Raw genomic sequence first — 25,277 nt, forward strand, 5'->3', positions numbered from 1 at the left:
CCTCACCACTTGCGCAATGGTTCTATGAGCCCCCTGGAACCCACAAACCAGGGAACCTCCGCAGACCCTGCCTGGCTCTCCGGAGGCGCGGAAACACCGGCAGATGCAAGAAGACTTCCGGTGGAGGCGAGTAGACGGTAGCGCGAGAACACGGAGATTGTTTCCGAACTGATGAGCTGAACACGAGAGGTAAAGGCAGAATTTTGCGCTATCAGAAGGTCCAGGAGATCCCGAAGCCCGGCTTCATATTCCTTTTCGTAACTCTTGATAACGGCATCAGCGGCAACCGTCTGCTCCCGCAGGGCCTTGAGACGGATGTCGTTGGTGACGATATCGCTCCAGGATCTGCGCACGCTTTCATCGACAGATCGCCGAAGATGATCCAGCTGCATTTTGCTTTCTGTGACCTTTTCACCAAGCTGGCGTCGCCGACTGGTATCGATCGTCCCGTTGAAAAGGTTCCAGGACATGGTCATGCGGACCGCAAATTCATTGTTTCGGCCCGGTGTTCCGTCAAGATCTTCACCGACAGAGGCCAACCCTTCCACACCCAGGTTGGGCAGGAACAGTGACTGGGACTTGTCATAATCGGCCGCTGCCGCGTCGACATCGGCAGACCCGGCCCGGAGTGACGGATGGTTGTTGCGCGCCGTGGCAATGGCAGTGGCCTGGGTCGCGGGAAGAGACTCCGGTCGCCGGGGGGACTTGAGCGACGGTGGCGCGACACCGATAACGCTTTCAAACCGGGCATTGGCCGCACCGAGCTCTCTCAAGACATCCGCGCGCACCGCGTGAACGGCTGCAACCCGCTCTTCCGCCTGACGCAATTCGCTTTCTGTCGCCGACCCGCCTTGCACTTTAGTACGGACAATTCCGAGCAGCCGAACATGCTCGCGAATGTTTGCATCTGCGGCCCGCAGGATCCTGTGGTGCCGGAATACATCGAGGAACGCTTCTGTTGCATCGAGACCGATCAACTCGGCGCGCTCCATGACACGTGCCGCCGATCCGTCAACGCGCGCGGATTGCCGGTAGATTTCGTTTGCCCGCGCGAATCCGTCGAAAAACACCTGGCGAGCAATCAGTGTGGCATCCCTTGCATTTCGCCATTCACGATTGTCCGTGACCTCAAGCGAATTGGGCCGGTCGATATACTGCGCGCCGAAGGAAGCTTCCAGATCCACGGAGGGAAGATAGGCGCCCTGCGCCTGATCATATTCGTAATCAACAGAACGCCGGTTTGCAGCCGCAGCCAGAACCTGCGGATTTGTGGTTACAGCTCGCGCGATTGCTTCTTCCAGCGTCATTGCGGAAGCATCGACCGAAAAAGAAACAATCGCGGACAGGGATAGCGCCGTCACACCTATCAGGCGCCGGAAACAGGCAAACGGACGTGGATCCTGAAAGGATAAACTCCCACCTACAAGCTCAAATTGAGTCCTGCACCTCATTCCACCCTGCCAAACGCCAACGAACCAATTCAATCGGAAAGCTCTTTTTCCAACCAAGACAACTAACTTAACGGCACTTTCCCACATTGAACAAGAAAGATTATAATTTGCTCAACCCACCAAATAACCATAACGCAGTTTATTTGGACGCGGCAAAGATTTTTTGTTAAAAAAGTGTTAAGCCTATATTTGGGTTTAACGTCCGCATTTCCTTTAATAGTTGACATACTGGTGAGCGTGGGTCGTGTCGAACATTCCGAACTCCGGAATATCATCGCCGGATACAAAAGAAACTGCGGTGCTAGACGCGGCAGTTCCCCTGCCACCCATTGTGGATGCTCCTCTTCTGTTTCGCGGAGATTATGCCAGGCAGGGATCGGATCTGTTGATCAGCCATCCCGAACACGGTTCCCTGACGATCGCCAACTACTTTCTGCAAGACAAGCTGCCTGATCTGGTTGCGGCAAATGGTGCCGTCCTTGAAGGTGACACGGTCGCACAATTGGCGGGGCCCCTGGCCCCGGGACAGTATGCGCAGGCTGGCTCCGGTCTTGCCGGCGCTCCGATCGGAAACGTGCAGACCTCTGCAGGAACCGTTACCGCGCAGAGAACCGACGGCACCACGGTGACGCTCTCCTCGGGTGATCCTGTATTTCAGGGAGATGTCGTGGAAACGGCCGAGAACTCTTCCCTGGTGATCGTTTTTGTTGATGAAACCCTGTTCTCCCTGTCAGCCGGCGCCCGTATGGTTCTGGACGAACTGATCTACACGCCGAACGGTTCCGGAAACTCCATGGTGATGAACCTGGTGCAGGGAAGCTTCGTGTTCGTCACCGGGCAAGTGGCTCCGACCGGCGACATGCGGGTCGAAACGCCGACCGCCACGATGGGCATCAGAGGGACAACTCCTATCGTGCAGATCGATGCACTGGATGGCGCGACACGATTTGCACTGGCCGTCGATCCGAACGGTTTGATCGGGTCATATCAGCTGTTTGACCGAATTTCCGGTCAACTGCTTGGAACGGTCGACTCGACCGACGCGACATATTTCATTCAGTCCGCTGGAACAGCCCCCGTTGTCACTCCGCGAACGCCAGCCGAGTCAGCATCCGTTGAAGGTCAATTGCAGCAGGCATTTGATGCCTATTCCGCAGCCGGTCTCGGACAGCAGAGCAGTGATGACGGTGACGATGGCGCTCAAAACGCGCCGGGACCGGATCAGACGGATGCCGGACTTGATCAGCTTTTCGGCGGCCCGGTTCCCGATCTGTCCGATCCTGACCTGTCTCCTCTGGGCGACCGGAACGGGGGACTGAGCAGAGACATCCCCACAGGTTCGGGAAGTGGAAGCCGGTCTTCACCCCTGGTGCCGGAAGCGCCCGCATCTTCGAGCGGTGGCGACCCGTCGGATGATCCAGGTCCGACTGTGCCTTTCGACGACAGCTCCATACCCGACACCGGCGGAGACGATCTGTCTGTCGTCCTGCCGCCCGACCTTTTCACCCTGGAAGACGAGGCGATCACTCTGCGTGGCTTGAATGTCGAGATTCCGGGAGACGGCGAAGGCACAGTCACAATTGTCGCGAGATCCACGGTCACGCTCGCCCGGATTACCGGACTGACGTTCCTTGAGGGCGACGGTTTCGATGACGAGACGGTCGCCTTTAGCGGCACTGAAGCGGACATCAATGCTGCCCTTTCGGGCATGACATATACGCCTTCCCCAAACAGTGAAACAGGTGGATTGAGTCTGACAGTCTTCGACGGAGAGAGCACACTCCTGGCAGACCTTCCTGTAACAATCGAACCTGTGGAGGATGCACCGGCTGTTTTCGATATCAATCTCACCGTAGATGAAAACGGCAGCATCTCGGCACCCTTCGTTGGGTACGATCCGGACGAAGGCGATACCCTCACCCTCTTTGCACTGTCTGAGCCATCCCTGGGCACACTCGAAGTCTTCGACAACGGCACGTTCACATTCGGGACGAATGGCGATTTCGACAATCTGACGGCTGGCACATCTCAGGAAATCAGCTTTCAATATAGCGCAGTGGACAGCACCGGACTGGTTTCGGAAGTACCCGCGACGGTCACGATTGAGGTTCTGGGCCTCAATGACGATCCGGTTGCGCCGGATATCGATCTGAGTCCACCTGGAACCCTCAACGGCAGCTTCAATGACGGCTTTGCGAACTGGCAACAGGTCGTCGGGCCCGAGACCGGACCGAATGGAGAGTTCATCGCCGGATCCTATGTCACGGCTTTCGATGTCGCGCAGTCCGGTTCCCTCATTCCCGATGACATCATCGTTGCCGTCGTTGAATTTTCCGGTCAGCTCGACGCTTCGTCGGACGGTTCTGAAAGTGCCGCAGCTGCCGGACCATCCTTGATCAGCAGCCCGTTCACCGCCTTTGCAGGTGAATATGTCAGTATTGAATATCGGTCCTTTTTCGGGGCCGACGAGGCTTTGCACACGGCCGAGCTGGTCAATGTCGAAACCGGTGCACGAACCCTGGTCTTTCGCGAATCGACTCCCGTCGATGTGTCCGGTGAAGTGAAATCCGTCGAGATTCAGATCCCGGACACAGGAAACTTCCAGATCGAATTCGGGATCGGCAGTGTCGATACCAATGATGATGGCGCTCTTGGCGCAAGACTGGTCATCGGAAATGCAGGGCTGATCCGAACCGGTGTCCCGGCAGGCGCGACGCAGACTTTCGGACAAATCCGCTTCCTCGAAAACGCATCTGATCCGGATGGAGACACGCTCAGTCTCCAAGGCGTTTCTTCAACGAGCGCGTTCGGAGCAAGCATTTCACTGGTTGGCAGCGAAGTTGTCTACGATACCGGTTCTGCCTTTGCCTTTCTTGCGGAAGGACAAACGGCGACCGACAGTTTCCAATACACGATTGCGGATGGAAATGGCGGGTTTGCGTCCGCAACGGCGTCAGTCGATGTTGTCGGAACCGGGAGCGCTGCCGCAGGTATCCCGCTCCGATATGCGCCGGTGTCTGATCAGACGGCGCCCTCGTCAAATGGCCTGGTTGCCGGCGCAATGCAAACATCGGGAACCGGCGTTCCGCTGCACGAAACTCTGCCGGCAAACACGGTCACGTATGCGTTTCCTATCGTCTCTCCTGCGAACAACGGACTGGCAAGTTATTCACCCGCGCAGCAAGCCGCAGCCGTTGCCGCTCTGTCTCTTTGGGCGGACGTTTCAGGTCTCGCGGTAGCAGAAGCGGCAGTGGCTGAAACGCCGACGGCCAGGTTCCTGAATTCGACAAGCGTCTCTTTCGCCGAAATCTTTGAGACCGAAAGCGGCAGCACGATTGTTACCAATCCGGACTTCGCCGAGATAATTTCCCCGCAACCAGGCTCCCACGGCTTCTTCGCTTTGCTCCACGAAACCGGTCATGCCATCGGCCTTGATCATCCGCCTCCTGACCTGACGCAGGCACAAAGCGTCATGTCTTCGGTTTCGCCTGACACCCTCGGTGCGCACTGGTGGAACGATGCGGGATCGTGGATCTACGCACAGACCCCCATGATTGAGGACATCGCGACGGTTCAGCTGGCCTACGGCGCGAACGAAGAAACACGCAGCGGAGACACGGTCTACGGCTTCAACGGCTCGGAAACCGGCACCGTTCATGATTTCGCGGTCAACAGGGACCCGGTTCTGACGATTTACGACGCTGCCGGGGTTGATGCACTTGATTTTTCCGGTTGGGATGCACCTGCGATCATTGACCTCAATCCGGGATCCTATTCATCTGCCAACGGCATGACCAACAACATCGGGATTGCCTTCGGGACGGTTATCGAAAGTGCAATCGGTGGCGCAGGGGACGATCTCCTCATCGGCACCAGTCTTGGCGAAACACTTGATGGCGGTGCGGGGCTGGATACACTGATCGGTGGCGGCGGTGCGGACACGTTCGTGCTGTCACACGACGACCTCGCCGACATGATTGTCGATTTCAAGAGCGGGGAAGATCGGCTCGATTTGTCTTCCTTGCTGGATGCCAATTTCAACACCGGAGAGGTTGGCGACTATGTCGATGTCGAACAAAGGGGAGACGGCGCGGTTGTCAGCGTCGATCGAGACGGCACCGGCACCGCGAACGACTTCAAAGACGTCGCCGTGCTTCAGTCCGTTGAAGCAGGGGGAATCATTGACTTTGTCTTTTCAGATAACGGGGTTCAGGCAACCGACACGATTGTCGCCTGATAATTCGCAAGACAAACTCCATATGCCGAGTGCCGCCGGTATTTTTCCCACATGAAACGCGGGATCGGCAAATTGGCATTCCTGTTCGGGAGTGCACGATTATCGGCCGTCCTCTTGCTCCTTGTCTTGTTGGGTGTCCGGGTCCTTGATCCCCTGGTTGTCGAGCTCGTTCGACTAAAGACCTTCGACTTCTACCAGACCCTCAAGCCGCGGGACTACCAGGATCTGCCGGTCGCGATTGTCGATATCGACGAAAAAAGCCTTGCCGAACTGGGTCAGTGGCCCTGGGCGCGGACAACCCTTGCGACCATCCTCCAGAACATCGCGCAGGCCGGCGGGATCGCGGTGGCCTTCGATATCGTCTTCCCAGAGCCGGATCGCCTGTCACCCGACCAATACAGCAAATCCATCGGTGGTCTCAGCCAAACACTGAAAGACGAACTGGCCGCACTTCCGAGCACTGACAAGATCATGAGCGATGCCATGCGCAGAACGCGCGTCGTCGTCGGACAGGCAGGCGGTGTCGACTTTGTCGAAACCGGTCGCCCGAAGCAAAGCCAGACACCGGTTGCCCTGTTGGGACCGGACCCGACCGGCGTCATGTTCAATTATCCAAAACTTCTCAGGAATATCCCGATACTGGAAGAGGCCGCAGCCGGAAAAGGGTTGTTTTCCATCTACCCGGACCCGGACGGCATCGTCAGGCGTGCGGCACTGACTGCGTTGGCCGATGGCCAGATCCAGCCGGCGCTGAGTGTCGAGCTCCTGCGTGTTGCTACAGGGCAAAACGCGTTCGCGGTCAAAAGTGACGAAGCGGGTATCAGTGGACTGGTCGTCGGCGGTGTCGAAGTCCCCACGGATCGCAACGGGCGGATCTGGGTTCACTACACGCCGTCGAATGCGGAGCGTTACGTTTCGGCGTCCGACATTGTCAGCGGTGAGTTTGACGTCACCAGGATCAAGAACCACCTCATTTTGATGGGACCGTCCGCTACCGGATTGCTCGATCTGAAGGCGACACCGCTGGATCCGGCCATGCCGGGAGTGGAGGTTCATGCGCAAATTCTGGAGAACATTCTAAGCCAGTCATTTCTGACACGTCCGAACTATGCGTTGGGTGCGGAACTGATTGCAACGACGGCTCTGTCCCTGTTGACCGTCCTGCTGGTTCCCATACTCGGTGCGCTGCCGGTCCTTGCCTTCGGCTTCGTTCTTGCCGCGAGTTGGGTTGCCGGAAGCTGGTACATGTTTGCCAGCCAGAAGCTGCTTCTGGACGCCGGGTACCCGCTGTTTGCAAGCTTTTGCGTGTTTCTTCTACTGGTCTTCATCAACTATCGCCGCGAGGAAATCCAGCGGCAGGAAATCCGTTCGGCATTCGGCCAGTATCTGGCGCCCGACTACGTTGAACAGATCGCCAGGAACCCTGAAAGCCTTGCCCTGGGGGGCGAACGGCGCAACATGACGGTCCTGTTTTCCGATGTCCGCAATTTCACGAAAATATCTGAAAGCTTCGCTGACAATCCCCAGGGACTAACCACGCTGATGAACCGGTTTCTGACGCCGCTTTCGAACGGCATCATGGAAAAGCGCGGCACAATCGACAAATATATGGGCGATGCCGTCATGGCGTTCTGGAACGCCCCTCTTGATGACAACAATCAGGAATTCCATGCCTGCCAGGCAGCCCTGATCATGGTTGAGCGCATGCGTGCAATCAATCTCGAACGCAAGGAGGAAGCCGAAAAGGAAGGCAGGGAGTTCTTTCCGCTGAATGTCGGGATCGGCATCAACACCGGAGACTGTGTCGTCGGCAATATGGGGTCCGAATTCCGCTTCGACTATTCGGTCCTTGGCGATTCCGTCAATCTTGCGTCACGTCTGGAAGGTCAGACCAAGGCTTACGGGGTCACCACGCTGATTGGCAACAACACCGCCCGGACGGTGAGGGAAAAGCTCGCCGTTTGTGAAGTCGACCTCATCAGGGTCAAGGGCAAGCAGGAACCGGAACGGATATTCACCTTGCTGGGAGACGAAGCCTATGCCGGCAGCAGCGCGTTCCGCGAGGCCAGGTCACATTTCGAAACTATGCTCGAATCCTATCGTGAACAGGATTGGGAGCGTGCAAAATCGCTGTGCGCCGCATTGATTGACCTGGGTAACAGCGATTTCGCAAATCTGGCAGAAACGTTCGGCGAGCGGATCGAGCGTTTCGCAAAGGAGCCGCCCCCGTCTGACTGGGACGGCGTCTATGTTGCCGAAACCAAGTAGGGCCGGCCGCAGCCTCAGGCGTTTTTGACGTTCTGGGTCTGAACCCCCAGCTTGTCGATCCCGAGACGCATGATTTCGCCGCCCTTCAGATAGACAGGCGGTTTCTGCCCCATGCCGACACCCGGAGGTGTGCCGGTGGAGATCACATCACCGGGCTGCAGGCTCATGAAGCGGCTGCAATAGCTGACGAGATGCGGCACCTTGTAGACCATCGTTGCGGTCGACCCGTTCTGATAGCGGTGACCGTCAACTTCCAGCCACATCGCAAGCTGGTCGAAATCGCCGACTTCGTCCGGTGTTACCAGCCAGGGGCCTAGCGGACCAAAGGTGTCGCTGCCCTTGCCCTTGTCCCACGTTCCGGACCGGTTAAGCTGAAAGTCACGCTCAGAGACATCGTTGATCACGCAGAAACCCGCGACATGCTGCAAGGCATCGGCTTCGTCGATATACTTTCCGCCCTTGCCGATCACGACACCGAGTTCGACTTCCCAATCGGTTTTCTCCGAACCGCGCGGAATTTCCACATTGTCATCCGGTCCGACGATCGCCGAGGTCCACTTTCCGAAAACCACCGGTTCCGGCGGAACGTCCAGTCCGGATTCGGCGGCATGGTCCGCATAGTTCAGACCGATGCAGACGAATTTGCCGACATTGCCAACGCACGCACCCAGGCGCAGATCCTGTTGCGGCTGCCCATCGACCAGTGGCAGGTCGGAAATGTTCAGAGCCTGCAATTTTGCAATTGCATCCGGCAGCAAGGTGTTACCGGAAATATCGTTCACATGCGCGGATAGATCCCGTACACGCCCGTCGTTATCCAGCAACCCGGGTTTTTCTTCCCCAACGGGCCCGTATCTCAGCAGTTTCATGTAACAGATCTTTCCTATGTGCTGACGATCCGCCGGTTATCCCGGCGGATCGAATTGTCTTTTCGCCAATCAGTCGTAAAGAACCGCGGCAATCTCCGGATCATCCATATTGGATGCATCGTAATAGAAGAAGCCCGTATCGATAAGATTCGGTACGTCTTGGCCTTTTGATGCGGCAACGGCGGCTTTGACGGTCTCATAACCGATCCCGACGGGGTTCTGGGTAATCGCCCCTGCCATCACACCGCTCTTGATCGCTTCTTTCTGAGCCTTGCCCGAGTCGTAGCCGATGATGACCAATCCGTCCTTGCCGAGTTCCTGAACACCGTTGACGACACCGATTGCCGATCCCTCGTTGGTTCCGAAAATTCCTTTCAGATCCGGGTTCGCAGTCAGGATCGCCTTGGTCACTTCGGTCGATTTCAGATGATCGCCCTGTCCATACTGGATGGTGACAATTTCAATGTCAGGATATTTTTCACCGATACGATTGACGAAACCGTCCCGGCGGTCGATGCCCGTCCGGCTCGTCTGGTCGTGAGCGACGACTGCGACCTTGCCTTTTCCGCCGATCTTCTCGGCCATCTTGTCGGCGGCAAGCGAAGCTGCAGCAACATTGTTCGTGGTCGCTGTGGCTACCGGAATATCGCTGTCGACGCCACTGTCGAATGCAACAACCGGAATACCGGCTTCCTGGGCCTGACGGAGCAACGGAATCGCTGCCTGGCTGTCCAACGCGGCAAAGCCGATCGCAACCGGCTTGTTGGCCAGGGCGGCCGACAGCATGTCGATCTGGCGGTCCACCATGGTTTCGTTATCCGGACCTTCGAAGGTAATGCGTACCCCTTCCTCGTCCGCCGCCTTTTCCGCACCCAGCTTGACGGCCTGCCAGAACTGATGCTGGAAGCCTTTGGATACCAGCGGAATGTACATCTCGTCTGCAAGAGCGGATGTGGCTGGGATGGACATTGCCAGCGCGCTTATGGCGCCAATTACGAAACGACGTGAAATCATGAAATCTCCTCCTCTTATGCGTTTCAGTTATTTGCTGTTTGTCTGGAACGTCGACCGCTCTCTTCTTGGTTTTCACTTGGCCTGTCTGCGCCGCACCATGTCGGCATAGACGGCAAGAATGATGATTGCGCCGGTCACGACCGTCTGCCATTCCTGGGCGACCGAAAGGACGCGCAATCCATTGGTCAGAACGGCCATGATCAACGCACCGATCAGCGTTCCGATGATGGTTCCGCGACCACCTGAAAGCGATGTGCCGCCGATCACGACCGCCGCAATGGCTTCCAGCTCGTAACCGAGCCCGAGCGCCGGCTGGGCGGAGTTGAGACGCGACGCGATCAGAATGCCGGCAATGCCGCAGATGCCTCCGGCAAGAGCGTAGATCGCCATTTTCCAGGCGTCGGTATTCACACCTGACAGGCGGACCGCTTCTTCGTTCGATCCAAGCGCGAATGTGTAGCGTCCCAGAACCGTGCGGCCGAGAATGTAAGCTGCCGCCATTGCCACGAGAAACAGGATGAGAACACCGTTCGGTATCGGCAGCGAGGGAAGAATCTCCCCGATCAGCGACCCGCGCGAAATCTGGTCGAAACCGGGCGTATCGTTGAAATAGATCGGGCGCGTTCCCGAAATCACCAGGGAAAGCCCTTTCAGGATAAGCATCATGCCGAGCGTTGCGATGAAAGGCGGGATTTTCATCTTGGCGACGAACGTTCCCGAACACAGTCCGCAAAGGGCACCGGCCGCGATGGCCGCCATCACGCCAAGCAGCAACGGCATGCCGGCATAGGTCAGCACGACACCGGCGATCACCGCACAGAACGTCATGAGCGTGCCGACCGACAGGTCGATGCCACCGGTGATGATCACCAGCGTTGCGGCAATCGCCAGAACGCCATTCACCGAGGTGGCCTGCAGGATCGCGATCATGTTCGAGGTCTGCATGAAATTCGGAGACGCGATCGAAAATGCGATCAGCAATGCAATCAGGGACGCGAAGGCAAGCAGTTTCTGATGCGCTCCGGTATCGGTCAATCTGGAAAGCAGATTGACCGGTTTCGTTTCCTCCACGGTCTTCAAGGTGTTTCCCCCGTCGGTTGCATCGCTGCCTCGCGCTGCGTGGCAAGCTGCATGATTTGTTCTTGAGTTGTGTCCTTGCCGCCCGGAAGAATGCCGGTCAGCCGTCCCTCGCACATCACCGCGATCCGGTGACTGAGCCGCATGATCTCCGGCAACTCGGAGGAAATCACGATTACCGCCTTCCCCTCCTCAGCCAGGCTTTCCAGCAGCTTGTAGATTTCCGATTTGGCACCAACATCGATGCCGCGCGTCGGTTCATCGAAAATCAGGATGTCGCAGTTCCTCAGCAACCATTTGGCAATGACTGTCTTTTGTTGATTGCCTCCGGACAGAAGCCTGACCTCCTGGATATCGGACGGTGTGCGGATGCCGAGTTTTCGAATGTAGTCCTGCGCGGTCTTGCGCATCGCGTCATCGTCAAGGACGCCGCCGCGACCGGTGAACTTGTCCAGGGAGGCAAGGGCAATGTTGTCTCGGACATTCATTCCGGTCGCGAGGCCGAAATGCTTGCGGTCTTCGGACAGATAACCGATGCCGGCGGCAACAGCGTCGTGCGGTGTCGTCACGGACACGTCCTTGCCGTGAACCCTTATGTCTCCGCCATCCCGCGGATCTGCGCCGAAAATGGCACGTGCGACTTCCGTCCGCCCCGCACCCATAAGCCCTGCAAACCCGAGAATCTCGCCCTTGCGCAGCGAAAATCCGACATCCCGGATGTCCTTGCCGCGCGACAGGCCCGACACCTCGAGCGCGATCTCCGCTTCTGACAGATCCGGCACCTCGACCGGCTCTTCGTTCACCTCCCGGCCGACCATCATTGCGATAATCTTGGATATTGGAGTATCCGACGCGCCGACGGTTGCAACATATTCACCGTCACGCATCACCGTCACACGGTCGGCAATTCTCTTCAGCTCATCCATCTTGTGGCTGATATAGACGATACCGACACCTTCAGCCTTCAGACGGTTGATGATGATGAAGAGCTCGGAGATTTCCGCATCATTGAGCGCCGCCGTCGGTTCGTCCATGATCAAGACACGTGACTTGTAGGAAAGCGCCTTCGCAATCTCCACCATCTGCTGCTTGGCAATCGTCAGGCTGCCGACATTCGCCTTCGGGTCGAGATTAAGGTTCATCGAGGCGAAGATCTCGGCTGCATTCCGGTTCAAGGCATTCTCATCGAGCCTGCCGAAACTCTTGCGCGGTTCCCGGCCGATGAAGATATTCTGCGCGGTGGTGAGATCATTCATCAGGCTGAGTTCCTGGTGAATGATGCCGATACCACGGTCCTGCGCAGCCCGCGGTGAATCGAGTTCCACGCTTTCACCGTCGATGGACAGGTCGCCCGCATCAGACCGATAGATCCCTGCCAGAATCTTCATCAGCGTTGATTTGCCGGCCCCGTTTTCACCCATCAAGGCATGCACTTCACCCGGCTCCAGCTCGAACTGCACGTTCTTCAGGGCATGCACGCCCGGAAAACGCTTTTCGATGCCTGTCATTTTGACGATTGGTGCCACGACCAGCCCCCCTGCTGCTCTAGATCGTCACGCCACCGTCGACCAGCAGCGCCTGACCGGTGACAAACTGGCTTTCGTCGGAGAGGAGATAGACGGCCAGAGGCGTGATGTCTCCAACCACTGCCAAACGCCCCATGGGCTGTCTTGCTACAAAGTCCTTTTCTGCCTGCACCGGGTCGGGAGCAGCATCAATGCGGCCACGAAGCGACGGCGTATCCACCGTCCCCGGGCAAATCGCATTGCAACGGATACCTTTGGAAACGAAGTCCGACGCAATCCCTTTTGTCAGGCCGATCACGGCGGCCTTCGTCGAGCCGTATGCGGTTCGGAATGGAAATCCCTTTATCGAACTGGCCATGGAAGCCATGTTGACAATGGACGCAGACCCTGTCGTTTCCGCCTTGCGCAACATCCCGGGAAGACAGGCGCGGGTCAGTTTCATCATTGACGTGACATTCAGATCGAAACTGAAAGCCCAATCCTCGTCGGATATGTCCAACAGCGATCCGTGATGAACAAAGCCCGCCACGTTGAACATACCGTCCAGGTCCGGAATGTCGGACGCCAGCTGTGCAATCGCAGCGCCATCGGTAACGTCCAACGCCCTGGTTTCCATCGCATCGAGCCCTGCAAGCAACGCTTCGTCCCTGTCGGTCGCAATGACGTGTGCGCCCTCGGCGGCGCATGCGATCGCACTGGCCCGGCCCATGCCCTGACCCGCCGCGGTTACGAGAATAGTCTTTCCTTGCAGCCGCATTACATTACCGCTCCTATTTGCCAGGGCACGAACTCCGCGCCGCCAAAGCCGAGCTCTTCGCTCTTGGTCTGTTCACCTGAAGCAACACGGATCAGCAATTCGAAAAGCTCTTCGCCTTTTGCTTCAATGCTGATGCCCTCCGTGACGATGTCCCCGCAATTGAGATCCATGTCGCCGGACATTCGTGCGTACATTTCGGAATTCGTCGCCAGCTTGATGCACGGCGTAGGTTTGTAGCCGGAGACCGATCCCCGGCCGGTCGTGAAAATTATGAGATTTGAGCCCGAGGCCACCTGTCCGGTGACGGAACAGGGGTCAAACCCTGGACTGTCCATGAAAACGAAGCCTTTCTTGTCGACAATCTCTGCGAACTGATAGACGTCCGCAAGCGGAGCGGTCCCTCCCTTCGCGACTGCGCCAAGTGATTTTTCAAGGATTGTCGTCAACCCGCCCCGTTTGTTTCCCGGACTGGGATTGTTGTCCATCTCACCGCCATTTCGGGCGGTGTAATCCTCCCACCAGTGGATCCGTTCGATAAGTTTTTTTCCCACCTCGACCGACTGGGCGCGACGGGTAAGCAGATGTTCGGCGCCGTAGACTTCCGAAGTTTCGGAGAGAATGGTCGTGCCGCCGTGACGAACCAGAAGGTCCGAGGCAAACCCAAGCGCAGGATTGGCTGTAATGCCGGAATAGCCGTCGGATCCGCCGCACTGCATACCAATGGTAATTTCGCTGACCGGCGCCGGTGACCTGGTCGCTCTGTTTGCGATTTCGAAGATCCCGCGGAGTTCCTCCAAACCTTTTTCGATGGTCTTCCGGGTTCCGCCCTCATGCTGAATTGTCATGTATCGCAATGCACCATCGGCCCGGATCGACCTGCCGCCGACAAGATCCGAAACCTGCATGACCTCACAACCAAGCCCAATAAGCAGAATGCCGCCAAAATTCGGATGCTGGGCATAGCCGGACAAGGTTCTGAACAGCGCAGCGTATCCCTCATTCTCACCCGACATGCCGCATCCGGTGCCATGCACGATCGGAACGACGCCATCAACATTGGGAAATTCATCCAGAAGGCCTGTTTTTTCAACCGCCTCCGCAATGAAACGCGCCACTGAGCCCGAACAGTTCACCGATGTCAGGATACCGACATAATTGCGGGTGCCGACCTTGCCGTCCGCCCGGTGGTAACCATCGAATGTGCGCTGGCCTGCAATCGGCTCGAGAGCGTCTTTCTGCGTGGCAAATTCGTAGTCCTGCAGATTGTGGGCGTCCATTCCCAGGTTATGCGTGTGAACATGTTCCCCAGGCTTGATCAGTACTTTGGCCTGACCGATGATCTGACCGTAACGCAGAACGTCTTCGCCGGCGGCGATTGTCGAACACGCAATCTTGTGCCCCTGCATGACGGCCGCAGACAAGGGCTCCGCCACACCTTGAAGCTCCGAGCCGGCCGGAAGTGCACGCAGGGCAATGACCACATTGTCTTTGTCCTGCAGCTTGAGAACGTCGCCTCCACTCATTTGCGCGCCCCTCTCCTGTCGCCGCGGGTTTGTTTCAACCAGGCCAGAGAACTAGCTTGACTTGCAGACTATGTCAACTAACATGTTAGTCAGCAAAAGCGAAAAAGATTCATGCGGGTCAGGACGCAAGCACTCCCCAGCAACTCGACGCTATTGGATCCATTGTACGGGGGATGAAATGACCAGGATAACTCGAGTCCGAACACACGACTTGCGGTTCCCGACTTCCGACACCCTCGACGGTTCGGATGCGATGAATCCCGATCCCGATTACTCGGCCGCCTACGTGATAATGGAAACAGATGGTCGCCATGAAGGTCATGGCCTGACTTTTACGATTGGCCGGGGCAACGAAATATGCATCGCTGCCATCGAGGCTCTCGCACCGTTGGTAGTCGGGCTCGATCTGGCATGGATCACCGAGGACATGGGGCGCTTCTGGCGACATGTCACCGGGGACAGTCAATTGCGCTGGATAGGTCCCGACAAGGGTGCCATCCATATGGCGGCGGGTGCAGTGATCAACGCTGCCTGGGACTTGTGGGCCAGGACCGAAAACAAACCGGTGTGGCGGCTCGTGGGGGAAATGAAGCCTGAAGAGATTGTGAAACTCGTCGACTTTCGTTACCTGACCGACGCACTTTCACCGGACGAAGCCCTTGCTATCCTGCGAAAGTCCGAATCCGGCAAAGCGGAACGCGTCGAAAAACTGCACGCAGAAGGTTATCCTTGCTACACCACATCCGCCGGCTGGCTGGGGTATTCCGATGACAAGCTGCGCCACTTGTGCCGTGCGGCACGCGAGGCGGGTTTCACCCATACAAAATTCAAAGTCGGCCGGGATCTGAACGACGATATCCGTCGCTTGACCATCGCACGCGAAGAGTTGGGTGACGAAATGAACATCATGATCGATGCCAACCAGGTCTGGGAAGTCGATCAGGCGATTGACTGGGTCAGAAAACTGTCGTTTGCCCGCCCGTATTTCATCGAGGAGCCAACCAGTCCCGACGACATACTGGGTCACAAGGCAATTCACGACGCCATCGCCCCGGTGAAGGTCGCCACCGGTGAGATGTGTCAAAACCGCATTATGTTCAAGCAGTTTATCACCGCGGGGGCCATCGATGTGGTGCAGATCGACAGCTGTCGGATGGGGGGATTGAACGAGGTGCTGGCAGTCATGCTCCTGGCACATAAATTCGACATTCCGGTCTGGCCTCACGCGGGCGGCGTCGGCCTGTGCGAGTATGTTCAGCACTTGTCGATGATCGACTATCTTGCGATCAGCTGCAAAAAAGATGACCGGCGTATCGAGTACGTCGACCATTTGCATGAGCATTTCGTTGCTCCCTGCACCGTCGAAAACGGCGCCTATCTTCCACCCGTCCAGCCTGGTTTCTCGATCGAGATCAAGGAAGACAGCCTGGAGCGATTCGAATTTCAGCCTTGAGGTATTGCTGCTTCCGTTCCGCCAGAAACACCCGGTTCTCCCGTCATGCCTGCGACACCACGGCGCTCTTCGAACTCGCTTGACTTGCTGACTATGAAAACTAACATGTTAGTCAACCAGAGGCGGCAATGAATACGACCGATATCGACGCAACCAGACTTCAGGATATCAGCGCTTTTGATGGATCGCTGGCGCACAAGGTCTACCTGGCACTCCAGGAGGCTATCCTGTCACTACAGTTTCTGCCAGGACAGGTGATACGCAAGGGACCAGTGTGCGAAAAGCTGGGAGTTTCAAGATCACCGGTCTCCGAGGCGATCGCACGTCTTGCAAACGAAGGCCTCGTCGATGTGATTCCACAGTCTGGAACGCGGGTCGCCTACTTTTCGATGGAAGACATTCGTGAAGGCACATTTCTGCGTCAGGCTCTCGAACTTGCCAGCGTGGCCAAGGTTGCGGAAGACCGGAGCGAGGACCAGTTCGCCCAGATCAACAGGAACCTGCGGTTACAGACCCTGCTTGTCGAAGATCTTGACTATTCCGGATTTTACCAGGCCGACGAAGAATTCCATGCGCTTTTGATGCTGTTCACCGGCTATCCCCGCCTGAAGACCGTCGCCAGAATGGTTTCATTGCAGGTTACCCGGGCACGGATGCTGCTGCTGCCGACACCGGGGCGAGCAACGGAGACGCTGGATGAACATCAGGCAGTGGTTGACGCCATCCGGGCGCGGGACGCGGACGCGGCACAACGCGCTATGCGGCACCACCTGGGCCAGCTGATGCCACGTATCGAAGCCCTTGCTGAAACACGCCCAGAACTATTCCAATCCCGTTGAGACAGGAACCAGGCATGAAGGTCACCGAAACCACACTTTTGAACGCCCGGACCAAACGGCCCGTTCCCCTGACGCGCATGGGCTTCGGTGGTGCGCCGCTTGGAAATCTCTACCGCAAGGTCTCCGAGGAAGATGCACAAGCTGCCCTGCAGGCCGCCTATGATGCCGGCATCCGCTATTTCGACACGGCTCCTCAATACGGTCTCGGCCGTTCTGAGGAGCGGTTCGGTGTCGCACTGGAACGGGTCGGTCGCGACAACGTTCAACTGTCCACCAAAATCGGCCGCCTTCTCCTAGACTGCGAACCGCACGAGGTAACTCCGGAAGCCTTTGTCGATGTTCCCCAGAAACGCATTGTCTTCGACTATACCTATGATGGCGTGATGCGCAGTTACGAAGCCAGCCGCAAGCGTTTGGGCGTCGCCAATGTCGACATTCTGCTCGTCCACGACGTCTGCGCCTTTTCCCAGGGTTCACAGGAAGCAAGCGACGCCAAGGTCAGGGAACTTTTTGACGGAGGCGGTTATCGTGCCCTGCGCGAACTGAGAGATGCCGGTGATGTGGCCGCCATCGGCGCAGGTGTGAATGAATGGCAGGTCTGTGAAAAACTTCTCGGTCTGGGCGACTTTGACGGATTTCTGCTGGCAGGCCGTTATACGCTGCTGGAGCAGGAGGCACTGGAGAGCTTCCTCCCGCTTTGCGAAAAACGCGACGTTGGCATCATTCTGGGTGGCCCCTACAATTCCGGTATCCTGGCAACCGGGCCTGTCCCGGGCGCAAAATACAATTATGACGATGCGTCCGACGATGTATTGGAGCGTGTCAGGAACATTGAAGCCGTCTGCAAGGCTCATGACACACCCTTGATCGCAGCTGCGCTGCAGTTCGTGTTCGGGCATCCATGCGTCAAGACCGTGATCCCCGGCGCGGTCAATGCGCGGGAGGTGAGTGCGAATGTTGAGGTTCTGGAAACACCGATCCCTGCCGCACTATGGTCGGACCTTCGCGACCAGGGACTAATCCGTCCCGATGCGCCATTCCCTTCGGAGACCAGTCATGCTGCGTAACATCAACCCGATCCTTTCGCCGCAACTTCTATATGTCCTGCGCGCCATGGGTCATGGCGATGAAATCGTCATTTCGGATGCGAACTTTCCCGGCGAAGGCATCGGGCCTGACTGCATCCGGGCGGATGGTTCGACGGCGAGCGAAGTCCTTGAGGCGATCCTTTCCGTCATGCCACTGGACAGTTTCGTCCCTGATCCCGCCCTGACCATGCAGGTTGTCGGAGACCCGGACGCCGTCCCTGAGGCAGTTGCGGACTTTCAGCGGATAATCAACGAAACCGCCGACAAACCGACCGAGATCCAGACGCTGGAACGGTTTGCCTTCTACGAACGGGCTGCCGGGACATTTGCCATCGTGCAAACGGGTGAGCGGCGCTTTTACGGCAATATCATTCTCAAGAAGGGCGTGATCGGATGACACGGATCGATGCGCATCAACACTTCTGGGATATCGCACGTGGTGACTATCACTGGCTCACGCCGGAACTTGGACCCATCTACCGGAATTTTCTGCCTTCGGATCTTGCTCCCAACCTTGAGGCCCACGGCATTTCGGGGACCATACTGGTGCAAGCTGCCCCCACGCTTGCAGAAACCCGTTTCATGTTGTCGCTGGCCGACAATTCCCCGGCCGTGAAAGGTGTTGTCGGCTGGGTCGATTTCGAAAGCACCGATGCTCCTCAGATCATTTCGGACCTGGCCGCCCACCCGGCTCTCGTGGGGTTGAGGCCGATGATCCAGGACATAGAAGATGACGACTGGATGTTGCGGGACAATCTGACGCCGGCTTTCGAAGCGCTGATCGCAAACGACCTGACTTTCGATGCGCTGACCTTTCCGCGGCACCTTGAAAACCTGTCTGCACTCCTCATCCGTTATCCGGACATGAGGGTCGTCATTGACCACGGTTCAAAACCTCTGATCCGTGACAGCCTGATCGACGACTGGGCGGCCAGCATGAAACAACTGGCAGCAGACACAAACGCCTTTTGCAAACTCTCCGGCCTGGTCACCGAAGCAAAACCGGACTGGTCGGTCGACGATCTGCGTCCCTATGTCGATCACCTTCTGTCAACTTTCGGCCCGCAACGGATTCTCTGGGGCAGCGACTGGCCGGTCTGCCTTCTGGCAAGCAGTTACGAAAGATGGGTCGAAGCCACGGAGACACTTCTGAACGGCCTCACGCCCGATGAAAAAGAAGCCGTTCTGGGGCTTAATGCCCTGCGTGCTTATGGGTTGAACTAGCGAAGGCGCCGATAATTTGAACGCCGTCGAGACTACCAGTCTGCCACCCAGGATTCATGGTGTTGCTCGACATGGGAATGAACATCGCTCAATCTGAATGGCGCAACACAACGATCATCTGACGGTGGCGAGAAATCAGAAGCGCCCGACCGGAGACGTGTATTCACGCTCAGCATGAACTCGCCCGGTTGCTGGTTTGTGAAATCCCCGCAAACGCTTTCGTTATTGAATTGGACAGCTTGCGCCCACTTTGCAGATTTGCGATCGCCATAACGGTATGGCGTGCGCGGCTAAGCTTGCGACCGGCATTGTTTCTTCACAAAATGCGATGTCTCTTAAATCTCGGTGAAGTATACAACTTGGCGCATTCTAAGACGACAAACATGAATTAGTTCATTTTCACTGAGTTTTTGCGCTGACGACATACACATTGACTGAGAAATACCGTTCAAGGTTGCTATATGACACAGTCCAGCACCGACACTGACGGCAGCGCCTCTCACGCCCGAAAGGAGCTGATTTACCAAATCCTGCGGGATCGCATCTGCGCGGTAGAATATCCGCCGGGAAGCAAATTGCGCGAAACCGATCTGGCGGAAGAATTTGAAGTCAGCCGCACCCCGATCCGCAACGTCCTGACCACGCTTGAGCATGATGGATTGCTCGCGGTGAAGCACGGTGTCGGCAACGTGGTTTCACTGGTCGAACCTGAAGAGCTGGTTGAGATTTACACTGTTCGCATGATTCTGGCGCAATCCGCCGGGGATTTCTTCGCTTCGCCTTTTCCAGAGGGAACGGCGAGGCAATTCGTCGACTACAAGGAAGTGTTCCAGGCACTCGAACCGGGTGATGTGGTCGGATTCGGCCGGGCCAATATCCGCTACTACACCGGACTGATATCGTTGATCACCAACAGTTGCTTGCGTGACATGATGCTGAAACTCTTTTTCCAGACTTCCCGCATGTGGCTGATTTCGCTTCCATCTCTGAATTGGGGTGAAGTGATAGTCGCAGTCTCGGATGAACTTGACGAGTTAGCCCGTCTGATCCGCTTGGAAGACCCCATCGGATTGGGACTGGCCGCCCGAAACCACATCTTCATGTCCCGCCGTCGCATCCTGGCGGGGCTCGGCATCAGCCTGACAGAAACAAGAAACCCGCTCTGAACAGTCCACCCCGACGTTGCCGGTAGTTTCGTCAATGTCTGCGGACATTGCATGGACGCTAATCTGCCGGACCTGACCGGCTGCGCTTGTCCGCGTTCGCAGATAGCCTTTGCCGGTGCGCTTTGTTCCCTGATACTGATTTCTTCTTTGTCACATCGACTTTGAGGCTTAGCGGCGAGCGCAGGTCTCCGCTGCCTGCCAGGCCGGTCAAGGGAGCAACCCGCGTTGCCACGAACATGGATTTGGCGAACAAATCTAGCATTTTCTGGACCTCCTGCGGCAACCGTAGATCCAGGCACATAATTAGAAAAACGAATAATATTGCTTATCGTGATGAGATCTGAAAATGATACAGGATGAAACGTGACCTCGAAATGGACCTTCTGCGATCATTCGTTGCTGTTGCTGCGCATCGAAACTTTACACGTGCTGCCGAGGCTGTCGGACGCACGCAATCGGCAGTCAGTCTTCAGATCAAACGGCTTGAGGACATTGTTGAAAAGCGACTTTTCGAGCGAAGCCGTCAATCCGTCTCCATAACGCAAACCGGTGAAGCATTACTGGTTTACGCAAACCGTATTCTGGCAGCAAACGACGCGGCTCTGTCGCATCTTCAGCGCCCGGAGGCAGCCGGACTGGTCAGAATAGGGGCACCGGATGACTACGCGACATTTCTGATCCCCCCTCTCCTGTCCGCCCTGGCAAAGGAGCACCCGCGATTGCAGTTCGAGGTAACGTGCGACAATGCCAGCGACCTGCTGCCCATGCTGAAACAGGGGCAACTCGACGTGGTCATCGCCACACATCGTCCTGATGCAGTGGCCGGACAGATTGCCAGGCATGAACCGCTTCATTGGGTTGCCTCACCCGATTTCATGGACGACCCCGATGAACCGCTTTCACTGGTACTATTCCCTGCCGGTTGCGTCTGTCGAGAGATCGCCCTGGATGCATTGAAAAGCATCGACCGCTCCTGGCGCATCACATATTCAACCCGAAGCATTGGTCTGATGGAGAAGGCCCTGGCGGACGGATCGGCAGTATCCGCGATGGAGGCATCCGTCATGCCTTCCGGCCTGAGGGTCATAGACGGAACAACAGGCCTGCCGCCGCTTTCAGAAGTTGTGATATCCGTTCATCAATCCAGCCCATGCGAAGCACATGTATCTCTCGCGGCGAACTTCCTTCTGACAAAGCTTGGACAAGGCGAACTGCAAGCCGTTTCCTGAGGAAGATGCCAGTCGTATCACGGCCCTGAAACCAGGATTTCTGTTTCTGACCAGATGGCAAGTTAGGGTTAGGGTTGGCGCCAGCGCGGCACATCGCGGGCCAGCTTGTCGAGCAGGTGTTCAAGTGTTTCGACTTCCTGCTTTGAAAGCGTTTCCAGCATCACCTTTTCCGCTTCGGCGAACCGGGCCATCAGGCGGTCGTGAACCGCTTGCCCTTCTTCGGTTATGTTCAAAACGCGGCGTCGCGTATCCACCGTGTCCGGTACACGTGAAATCAGGCCTTTATCACTCAACGAAGTAACTGCACGGCTGACCGTGTTTGAAGGCTGTTCGGTGATTTCACAGATATCACGCGCGTTGAGGTCCTTTTGAAAGCTGAGACACATGAGCACTGTCAATTCCGGACGGATCAGCCCCGTGTCGCGCTCCATCCATCTCAGGAGAGGCTCGCGCCAGAAGTTCGTGAGAAATGAAATTCGATAGCCGATCGGGAACGGCGTCGCATCAAGAATACCAAGCAGTTTCATAAGCATCACGATAATGGAAAAATAAAGATTGCTCCAGATGGAAATATATAGTTCCATATGGAGCTAAAAGGAGAGGCCTGTGAAAGCGTTTCGGGAAGTCAGCCTCAAGATTCTTGCCGCCGGGGTCGTCGTGCTGATGGGGGCGATTGTCCTCCAGGTGGTATGCAGCGCACTTGACATTAATCCGCTGGCTTCTTTCCAGGCCGATATCCCACTTTTGGGCAAGGCGATCACGCTGAACTCGCTGCTGGATTTTCAATGGCATATTCTGGTGATTATCGGACTGGTACCAGCCGGTCTGGTCTGGCTTCAAGGAACGCATGTCCGGGTGGATTTTCTTTACAATCCGATGACGCCTCAATGGAAGGCTCGCATTGATCTGGCAGGCAATCTGCTATTCGCGGTTCCTTTTTTCTTCTTCATGCTGCCGGCCTCGACAAGATTCATGCTGCGCGCCTGGACATCGGACGAAGCCTCGCGCAATGGCGGGCTAAACGACTTGTGGCTGATAAAATCCATTCTGCCAGTCGGTCTTTTTCTGTTGGCGCTCGCCGTTCTGGTTGAATCCCTCCGTCTCATCCGGACCGTCAGATGAGTGAGACGTTCCTGCCCCTTGCCATGGCCGGTCTCACACTCGGCGCGATCCTGCTGGGCTATCGGGTCGGCATGGTTCTGGCCGGTTCGGCTGCCCTGTTCATTCTGATCTCGGATCTGCCGATCGCATTCTTCAACCTCCTGATCAGTCGCATCTATGCCAATGTCTTGTCCAACTGGTTACTGGTTGCGATCCCGATGTTCATTTTCATGGGACTGGTCCTGGAAGTCTCCGGCGTTGCCGAACGTTCGCTCCGCGCCGCGCAGAAGGCACTCGGCGGCAGTGCTGCCGGCATGGGAATTTCAGTCCTGGTCGTCGGGGTATTGCTCGCTGCATCGTCCGGAATTGTCGGAGCTTCCGTCGTTTTGCTCGCCCTGCTCGCGTTGCCCCGCCTTCTGGAGGCCGGTTACGATAAGCGGACAACAGCAGGTCTTGTGACGGCTTCAGGCACACTTGCCATCCTGATCCCGCCGTCGGTCATGCTGATCATTCTCGGCGATCAGTTGCAAACGCCGGTGCCGTCGATGTTCGCCGGCGCGATCGGCCCCGGCCTTTTGCTGGTGCTGGTTTACGCTTTCTTCGTGATCTGGCGGTCACGGGGCCTTCCGCGGATAAGCAGGGACGACCGGGCGTCTCCCCTTCAGGTCCTTCTGGACCTTGGCCCGCTGCTCGGGCTTGTGGCTGCCGTTCTTGGCTCCATTATCGCCGGCGTGGCGACACCGACGGAAGCAAGCGGCCTGGGTGCCTTTGGCGCCATTCTGATGACGTTGCTCTATGGCCGGTTCAGCTTCGCAATGGTATCCGACGCCGCCCGCAAGACGGTGATCACCACCTCTACAGTTCTCTTTCTGATGATCGGAGCAACATGCTTTTCGGCCGTTTTCAAGGGAGTTGGCGGAGACGATCTTGTGGAAACCGGCATCCTAGCATTCGGCGATGGGCCCTACACGATCCTGGCTGTCGTGATGATTTCGATTTTCCTGCTCGGCTTCGTGCTCGACTGGCTCGAAATCACCCTGATCTTGATGCCGATCTTCGCACCGATTGTTTCCGGACTCGACTTTGGAAACGGCCTTGCGGGCGATGCGCTCCTGATCTGGTTCGGGATTCTGGTTGCCGTCAATCTGCAGACATCCTTCCTGACGCCGCCATTCGGCTTTTCGCTGTTTTATTTGCGAGGCGCGGTCGGTGATCAATTGTCGACACCTGAAATCTATGGCGGCGTCGCTCCTTTCATCGCATTGCAGCTCCTGGTGCTGGCGCTGCTGATCCTGTTTCCCGGACTGATCACCGGGTTGATATGACCAAGGGAGGAATAACCATGAAACGAACACTTATGGCCGCAGCGCTTGTTGCGCTAACCGCATCCGGGGCACAGGCCGAAAAATTCACGCTGCAAAGCGCGTTCGGTGCATTGCCTGTTCTCAATCCGGCAGCCGAGCGTTTCGTCGGCAATATCAGCACCCTGACCGGCGGCGAAGTCGAGTTTGATTACCTGCTCGCCGGAGAGCTGTCACCACCCTTTGAAATTTTCGACAACGTCAGTGCCGGAGCGATCGATGCCGCCTGGTCCTATGCGGCCTACGCTTCCGGAAAAGAGCCCGCTGCGGCACTGTTCGGCTCCGTACCTTTTGGCGGTGATCCGTTATCTTATGTCAGCTGGCTGCATCACGGCGGTGGACTGGAACTGTGGCAGGAACTGTATGAGCCTTACAACCTCGTCCCGATGGCTTGTGGCGTGATCCTCTCGGAAGCCGGTGGCTGGTACACGAAACCGATTGAAAGCCCGGAGGACCTGCAAGGGCTGAATATCCGGATAGGTGGATTGGGCGGCGCAATTCTTGCCAAGCTTGGTGCCAACGCCATGTCGCTGCCTGCGGGTGAAATTTCCACGTCGCTCGAAACCGGGCGCCTGGATGCCACTGAACTCAGCTTCCCGCTGGTCGACAAGCTGCTTGGCTTCGACAAGGTCGCAAAGCACTACTATTTCCCTGGCTGGCACCAGCCGGCGGGCTTCATCGAGTTTTACATGAACAAGGACAAGTGGGACGGACTGACGGACGCCCAACGGACCGCGATTGAGGTATCATGTGCTGATGCAAATCTCTACGCAATGGGAGTAGCCGCGGGTGCTCAGAGCCCGATCCTGGAGGAATTCCGGGCAAACGGTGTTGAGATAAAACGGTTCCCGGACAGCGTCATGGATGCCCTGCGCGCAGCCGCTGATGAAGTCTATGCTGAAAAATCTGCTGAAAACGAGATGTTCAGGAAGGTCATCGACAGTTATCGCGCGTTTGCCGCGAACTATAACGAATATCAGAACCTGTCGGATCTGAACTGACTGCAATTCCAAAACACGCACCCCGCCCCTGCTGAGCGGGGTGCAGCCAGCAATGCACCCATGAGTGTGCCGGATATTAGAGGAGCATCAGCG

20 protein-coding genes and 1 pseudogene are annotated in these 25,277 nt (G+C 56.9%); 12 read left to right on the top strand and 9 right to left on the bottom strand.

What is annotated here, in order from left to right; genetic code table 11:
* Positions 1-2: 2 nt before the first annotated feature.
* A complete protein-coding gene (locus LA5095_RS06780) occupies positions 3-1,361 on the bottom strand; it encodes a TolC family outer membrane protein (protein ID WP_055113306.1) in 1,359 nt (452 codons plus the stop codon).
* A gap of 388 nt (positions 1,362-1,749) precedes the next feature.
* Here LA5095_RS06780 and LA5095_RS06785 point away from each other — a divergent pair, with 388 nt between their 5' ends.
* Together LA5095_RS06785 and LA5095_RS06790 are read left to right on the top strand one after the other, a co-directional pair.
* Positions 1,750-5,688, top strand: a complete 3,939-nt coding sequence (locus LA5095_RS06785; protein ID WP_158510352.1) for a M10 family metallopeptidase C-terminal domain-containing protein — start codon at positions 1,750-1,752, stop codon at positions 5,686-5,688.
* Positions 5,689-5,739: 51 nt separating this feature from the next.
* A complete protein-coding gene (locus LA5095_RS06790) occupies positions 5,740-7,956 on the top strand; it encodes a CHASE2 domain-containing protein (protein WP_055113311.1) in 2,217 nt (738 codons plus the stop codon).
* Between the two features lie 14 nt (positions 7,957-7,970).
* Here LA5095_RS06790 and LA5095_RS06795 read toward each other — a convergent pair whose 3' ends face one another.
* From LA5095_RS06795 to LA5095_RS06820, 6 genes are all read right to left on the bottom strand, one after another.
* Positions 7,971-8,825 carry a fumarylacetoacetate hydrolase family protein gene (locus LA5095_RS06795; protein ID WP_055113313.1) on the bottom strand — a complete coding sequence of 285 codons (855 nt, stop codon included), beginning with the start codon at positions 8,823-8,825 and terminating at the stop codon, positions 7,971-7,973.
* Between the two features lie 69 nt (positions 8,826-8,894).
* Positions 8,895-9,839, bottom strand: a complete 945-nt coding sequence (locus LA5095_RS06800) for an ABC transporter substrate-binding protein (RefSeq protein WP_055113315.1) — start codon at positions 9,837-9,839, stop codon at positions 8,895-8,897.
* Positions 9,840-9,911: 72 nt separating this feature from the next.
* The gene (locus tag LA5095_RS06805; protein WP_035900640.1) at positions 9,912-10,919 is read right to left on the bottom strand and encodes an ABC transporter permease; all 1,008 of its coding nucleotides are present in this window, start codon (positions 10,917-10,919) and stop codon (positions 9,912-9,914) included.
* The gene (locus LA5095_RS06810) at positions 10,916-12,424 is read right to left on the bottom strand and encodes a sugar ABC transporter ATP-binding protein (protein WP_055113317.1); all 1,509 of its coding nucleotides are present in this window, start codon (positions 12,422-12,424) and stop codon (positions 10,916-10,918) included. Before LA5095_RS06810 ends, LA5095_RS06805 begins: the two co-directional genes overlap by 4 nt.
* Positions 12,425-12,461: 37 nt before the next feature.
* The gene (locus LA5095_RS06815) at positions 12,462-13,199 is read right to left on the bottom strand and encodes an SDR family oxidoreductase (RefSeq protein WP_055113319.1); all 738 of its coding nucleotides are present in this window, start codon (positions 13,197-13,199) and stop codon (positions 12,462-12,464) included.
* Positions 13,199-14,722 (bottom strand): UxaA family hydrolase, encoded by a 1,524-nt coding sequence (locus tag LA5095_RS06820; RefSeq protein ID WP_055113321.1) that lies wholly within the window; start codon positions 14,720-14,722, stop codon positions 13,199-13,201. Before LA5095_RS06820 ends, LA5095_RS06815 begins: the two co-directional genes overlap by 1 nt.
* Positions 14,723-14,900: 178 nt before the next feature.
* Here LA5095_RS06820 and LA5095_RS06825 point away from each other — a divergent pair, with 178 nt between their 5' ends.
* From LA5095_RS06825 to LA5095_RS06850, 6 genes are all read left to right on the top strand, one after another.
* The gene (locus LA5095_RS06825) at positions 14,901-16,175 is read left to right on the top strand and encodes an L-fuconate dehydratase (RefSeq protein WP_055113323.1); all 1,275 of its coding nucleotides are present in this window, start codon (positions 14,901-14,903) and stop codon (positions 16,173-16,175) included.
* 128 nt (positions 16,176-16,303) lie between these two features.
* Positions 16,304-17,014: a GntR family transcriptional regulator gene (locus LA5095_RS06830; RefSeq protein ID WP_055113325.1), complete on the top strand. Its 711-nt coding sequence runs from the start codon at positions 16,304-16,306 to the stop codon at positions 17,012-17,014.
* Positions 17,015-17,028: 14 nt separating this feature from the next.
* Entirely contained in the window at positions 17,029-18,081 is a 1,053-nt protein-coding gene (locus LA5095_RS06835) for an aldo/keto reductase (protein WP_055113329.1), read from the top strand.
* A complete protein-coding gene (locus tag LA5095_RS06840) occupies positions 18,071-18,499 on the top strand; it encodes an RbsD/FucU family protein (RefSeq protein WP_055113331.1) in 429 nt (142 codons plus the stop codon). The genes LA5095_RS06835 and LA5095_RS06840 overlap by 11 nt, the downstream gene beginning before the upstream one ends.
* Positions 18,496-19,326: an amidohydrolase family protein gene (locus LA5095_RS06845; RefSeq protein ID WP_055113333.1), complete on the top strand. Its 831-nt coding sequence runs from the start codon at positions 18,496-18,498 to the stop codon at positions 19,324-19,326. Before LA5095_RS06840 ends, LA5095_RS06845 begins: the two co-directional genes overlap by 4 nt.
* 461 nt (positions 19,327-19,787) lie before the next feature.
* Complete coding sequence (locus LA5095_RS06850) at positions 19,788-20,492, top strand: GntR family transcriptional regulator (RefSeq protein WP_055113335.1); 705 nt, start codon at positions 19,788-19,790, stop codon at positions 20,490-20,492.
* Between the two features lie 58 nt (positions 20,493-20,550).
* Here the strand turns inward: LA5095_RS06850 and LA5095_RS06855 are convergent, their stop codons facing one another.
* A complete protein-coding gene (locus tag LA5095_RS06855) occupies positions 20,551-20,754 on the bottom strand; it encodes a hypothetical protein (RefSeq protein WP_144435926.1) in 204 nt (67 codons plus the stop codon).
* Positions 20,755-20,848: 94 nt separating this feature from the next.
* Between LA5095_RS06855 and LA5095_RS06860 the strand changes: the two genes are divergently transcribed.
* On the top strand, positions 20,849-21,721 hold the full coding sequence (locus LA5095_RS06860) for a LysR substrate-binding domain-containing protein (RefSeq protein WP_055113339.1): 873 nt from the start codon (positions 20,849-20,851) through the stop codon (positions 21,719-21,721).
* A gap of 68 nt (positions 21,722-21,789) precedes the next feature.
* Here LA5095_RS06860 and LA5095_RS06865 read toward each other — a convergent pair whose 3' ends face one another.
* Entirely contained in the window at positions 21,790-22,305 is a 516-nt protein-coding gene (locus LA5095_RS06865; RefSeq protein ID WP_055113341.1) for a MarR family winged helix-turn-helix transcriptional regulator, read from the bottom strand.
* A gap of 22 nt (positions 22,306-22,327) precedes the next feature.
* Here LA5095_RS06865 and LA5095_RS06870 point away from each other — a divergent pair, with 22 nt between their 5' ends.
* The 3 genes and pseudogenes from LA5095_RS06870 to LA5095_RS06880 form a co-directional block, all read left to right on the top strand.
* On the top strand, positions 22,328-22,843 hold the full coding sequence (locus tag LA5095_RS06870; protein WP_055113343.1) for a TRAP transporter small permease subunit: 516 nt from the start codon (positions 22,328-22,330) through the stop codon (positions 22,841-22,843).
* Entirely contained in the window at positions 22,840-24,147 is a 1,308-nt protein-coding gene (locus tag LA5095_RS06875) for a TRAP transporter large permease (RefSeq protein WP_055113345.1), read from the top strand. Before LA5095_RS06870 ends, LA5095_RS06875 begins: the two co-directional genes overlap by 4 nt.
* A gap of 140 nt (positions 24,148-24,287) precedes the next feature.
* Positions 24,288-25,184: pseudogene (locus LA5095_RS06880) on the top strand (TRAP transporter substrate-binding protein); the annotation flags it as partial.
* Positions 25,185-25,277: the final 93 nt, after the last annotated feature.

Origin of the sequence: Roseibium album (assembly GCF_001404515.1) — a bacterium.
Lineage (GTDB): Bacteria > Pseudomonadota > Alphaproteobacteria > Rhizobiales > Stappiaceae > Roseibium > Roseibium album.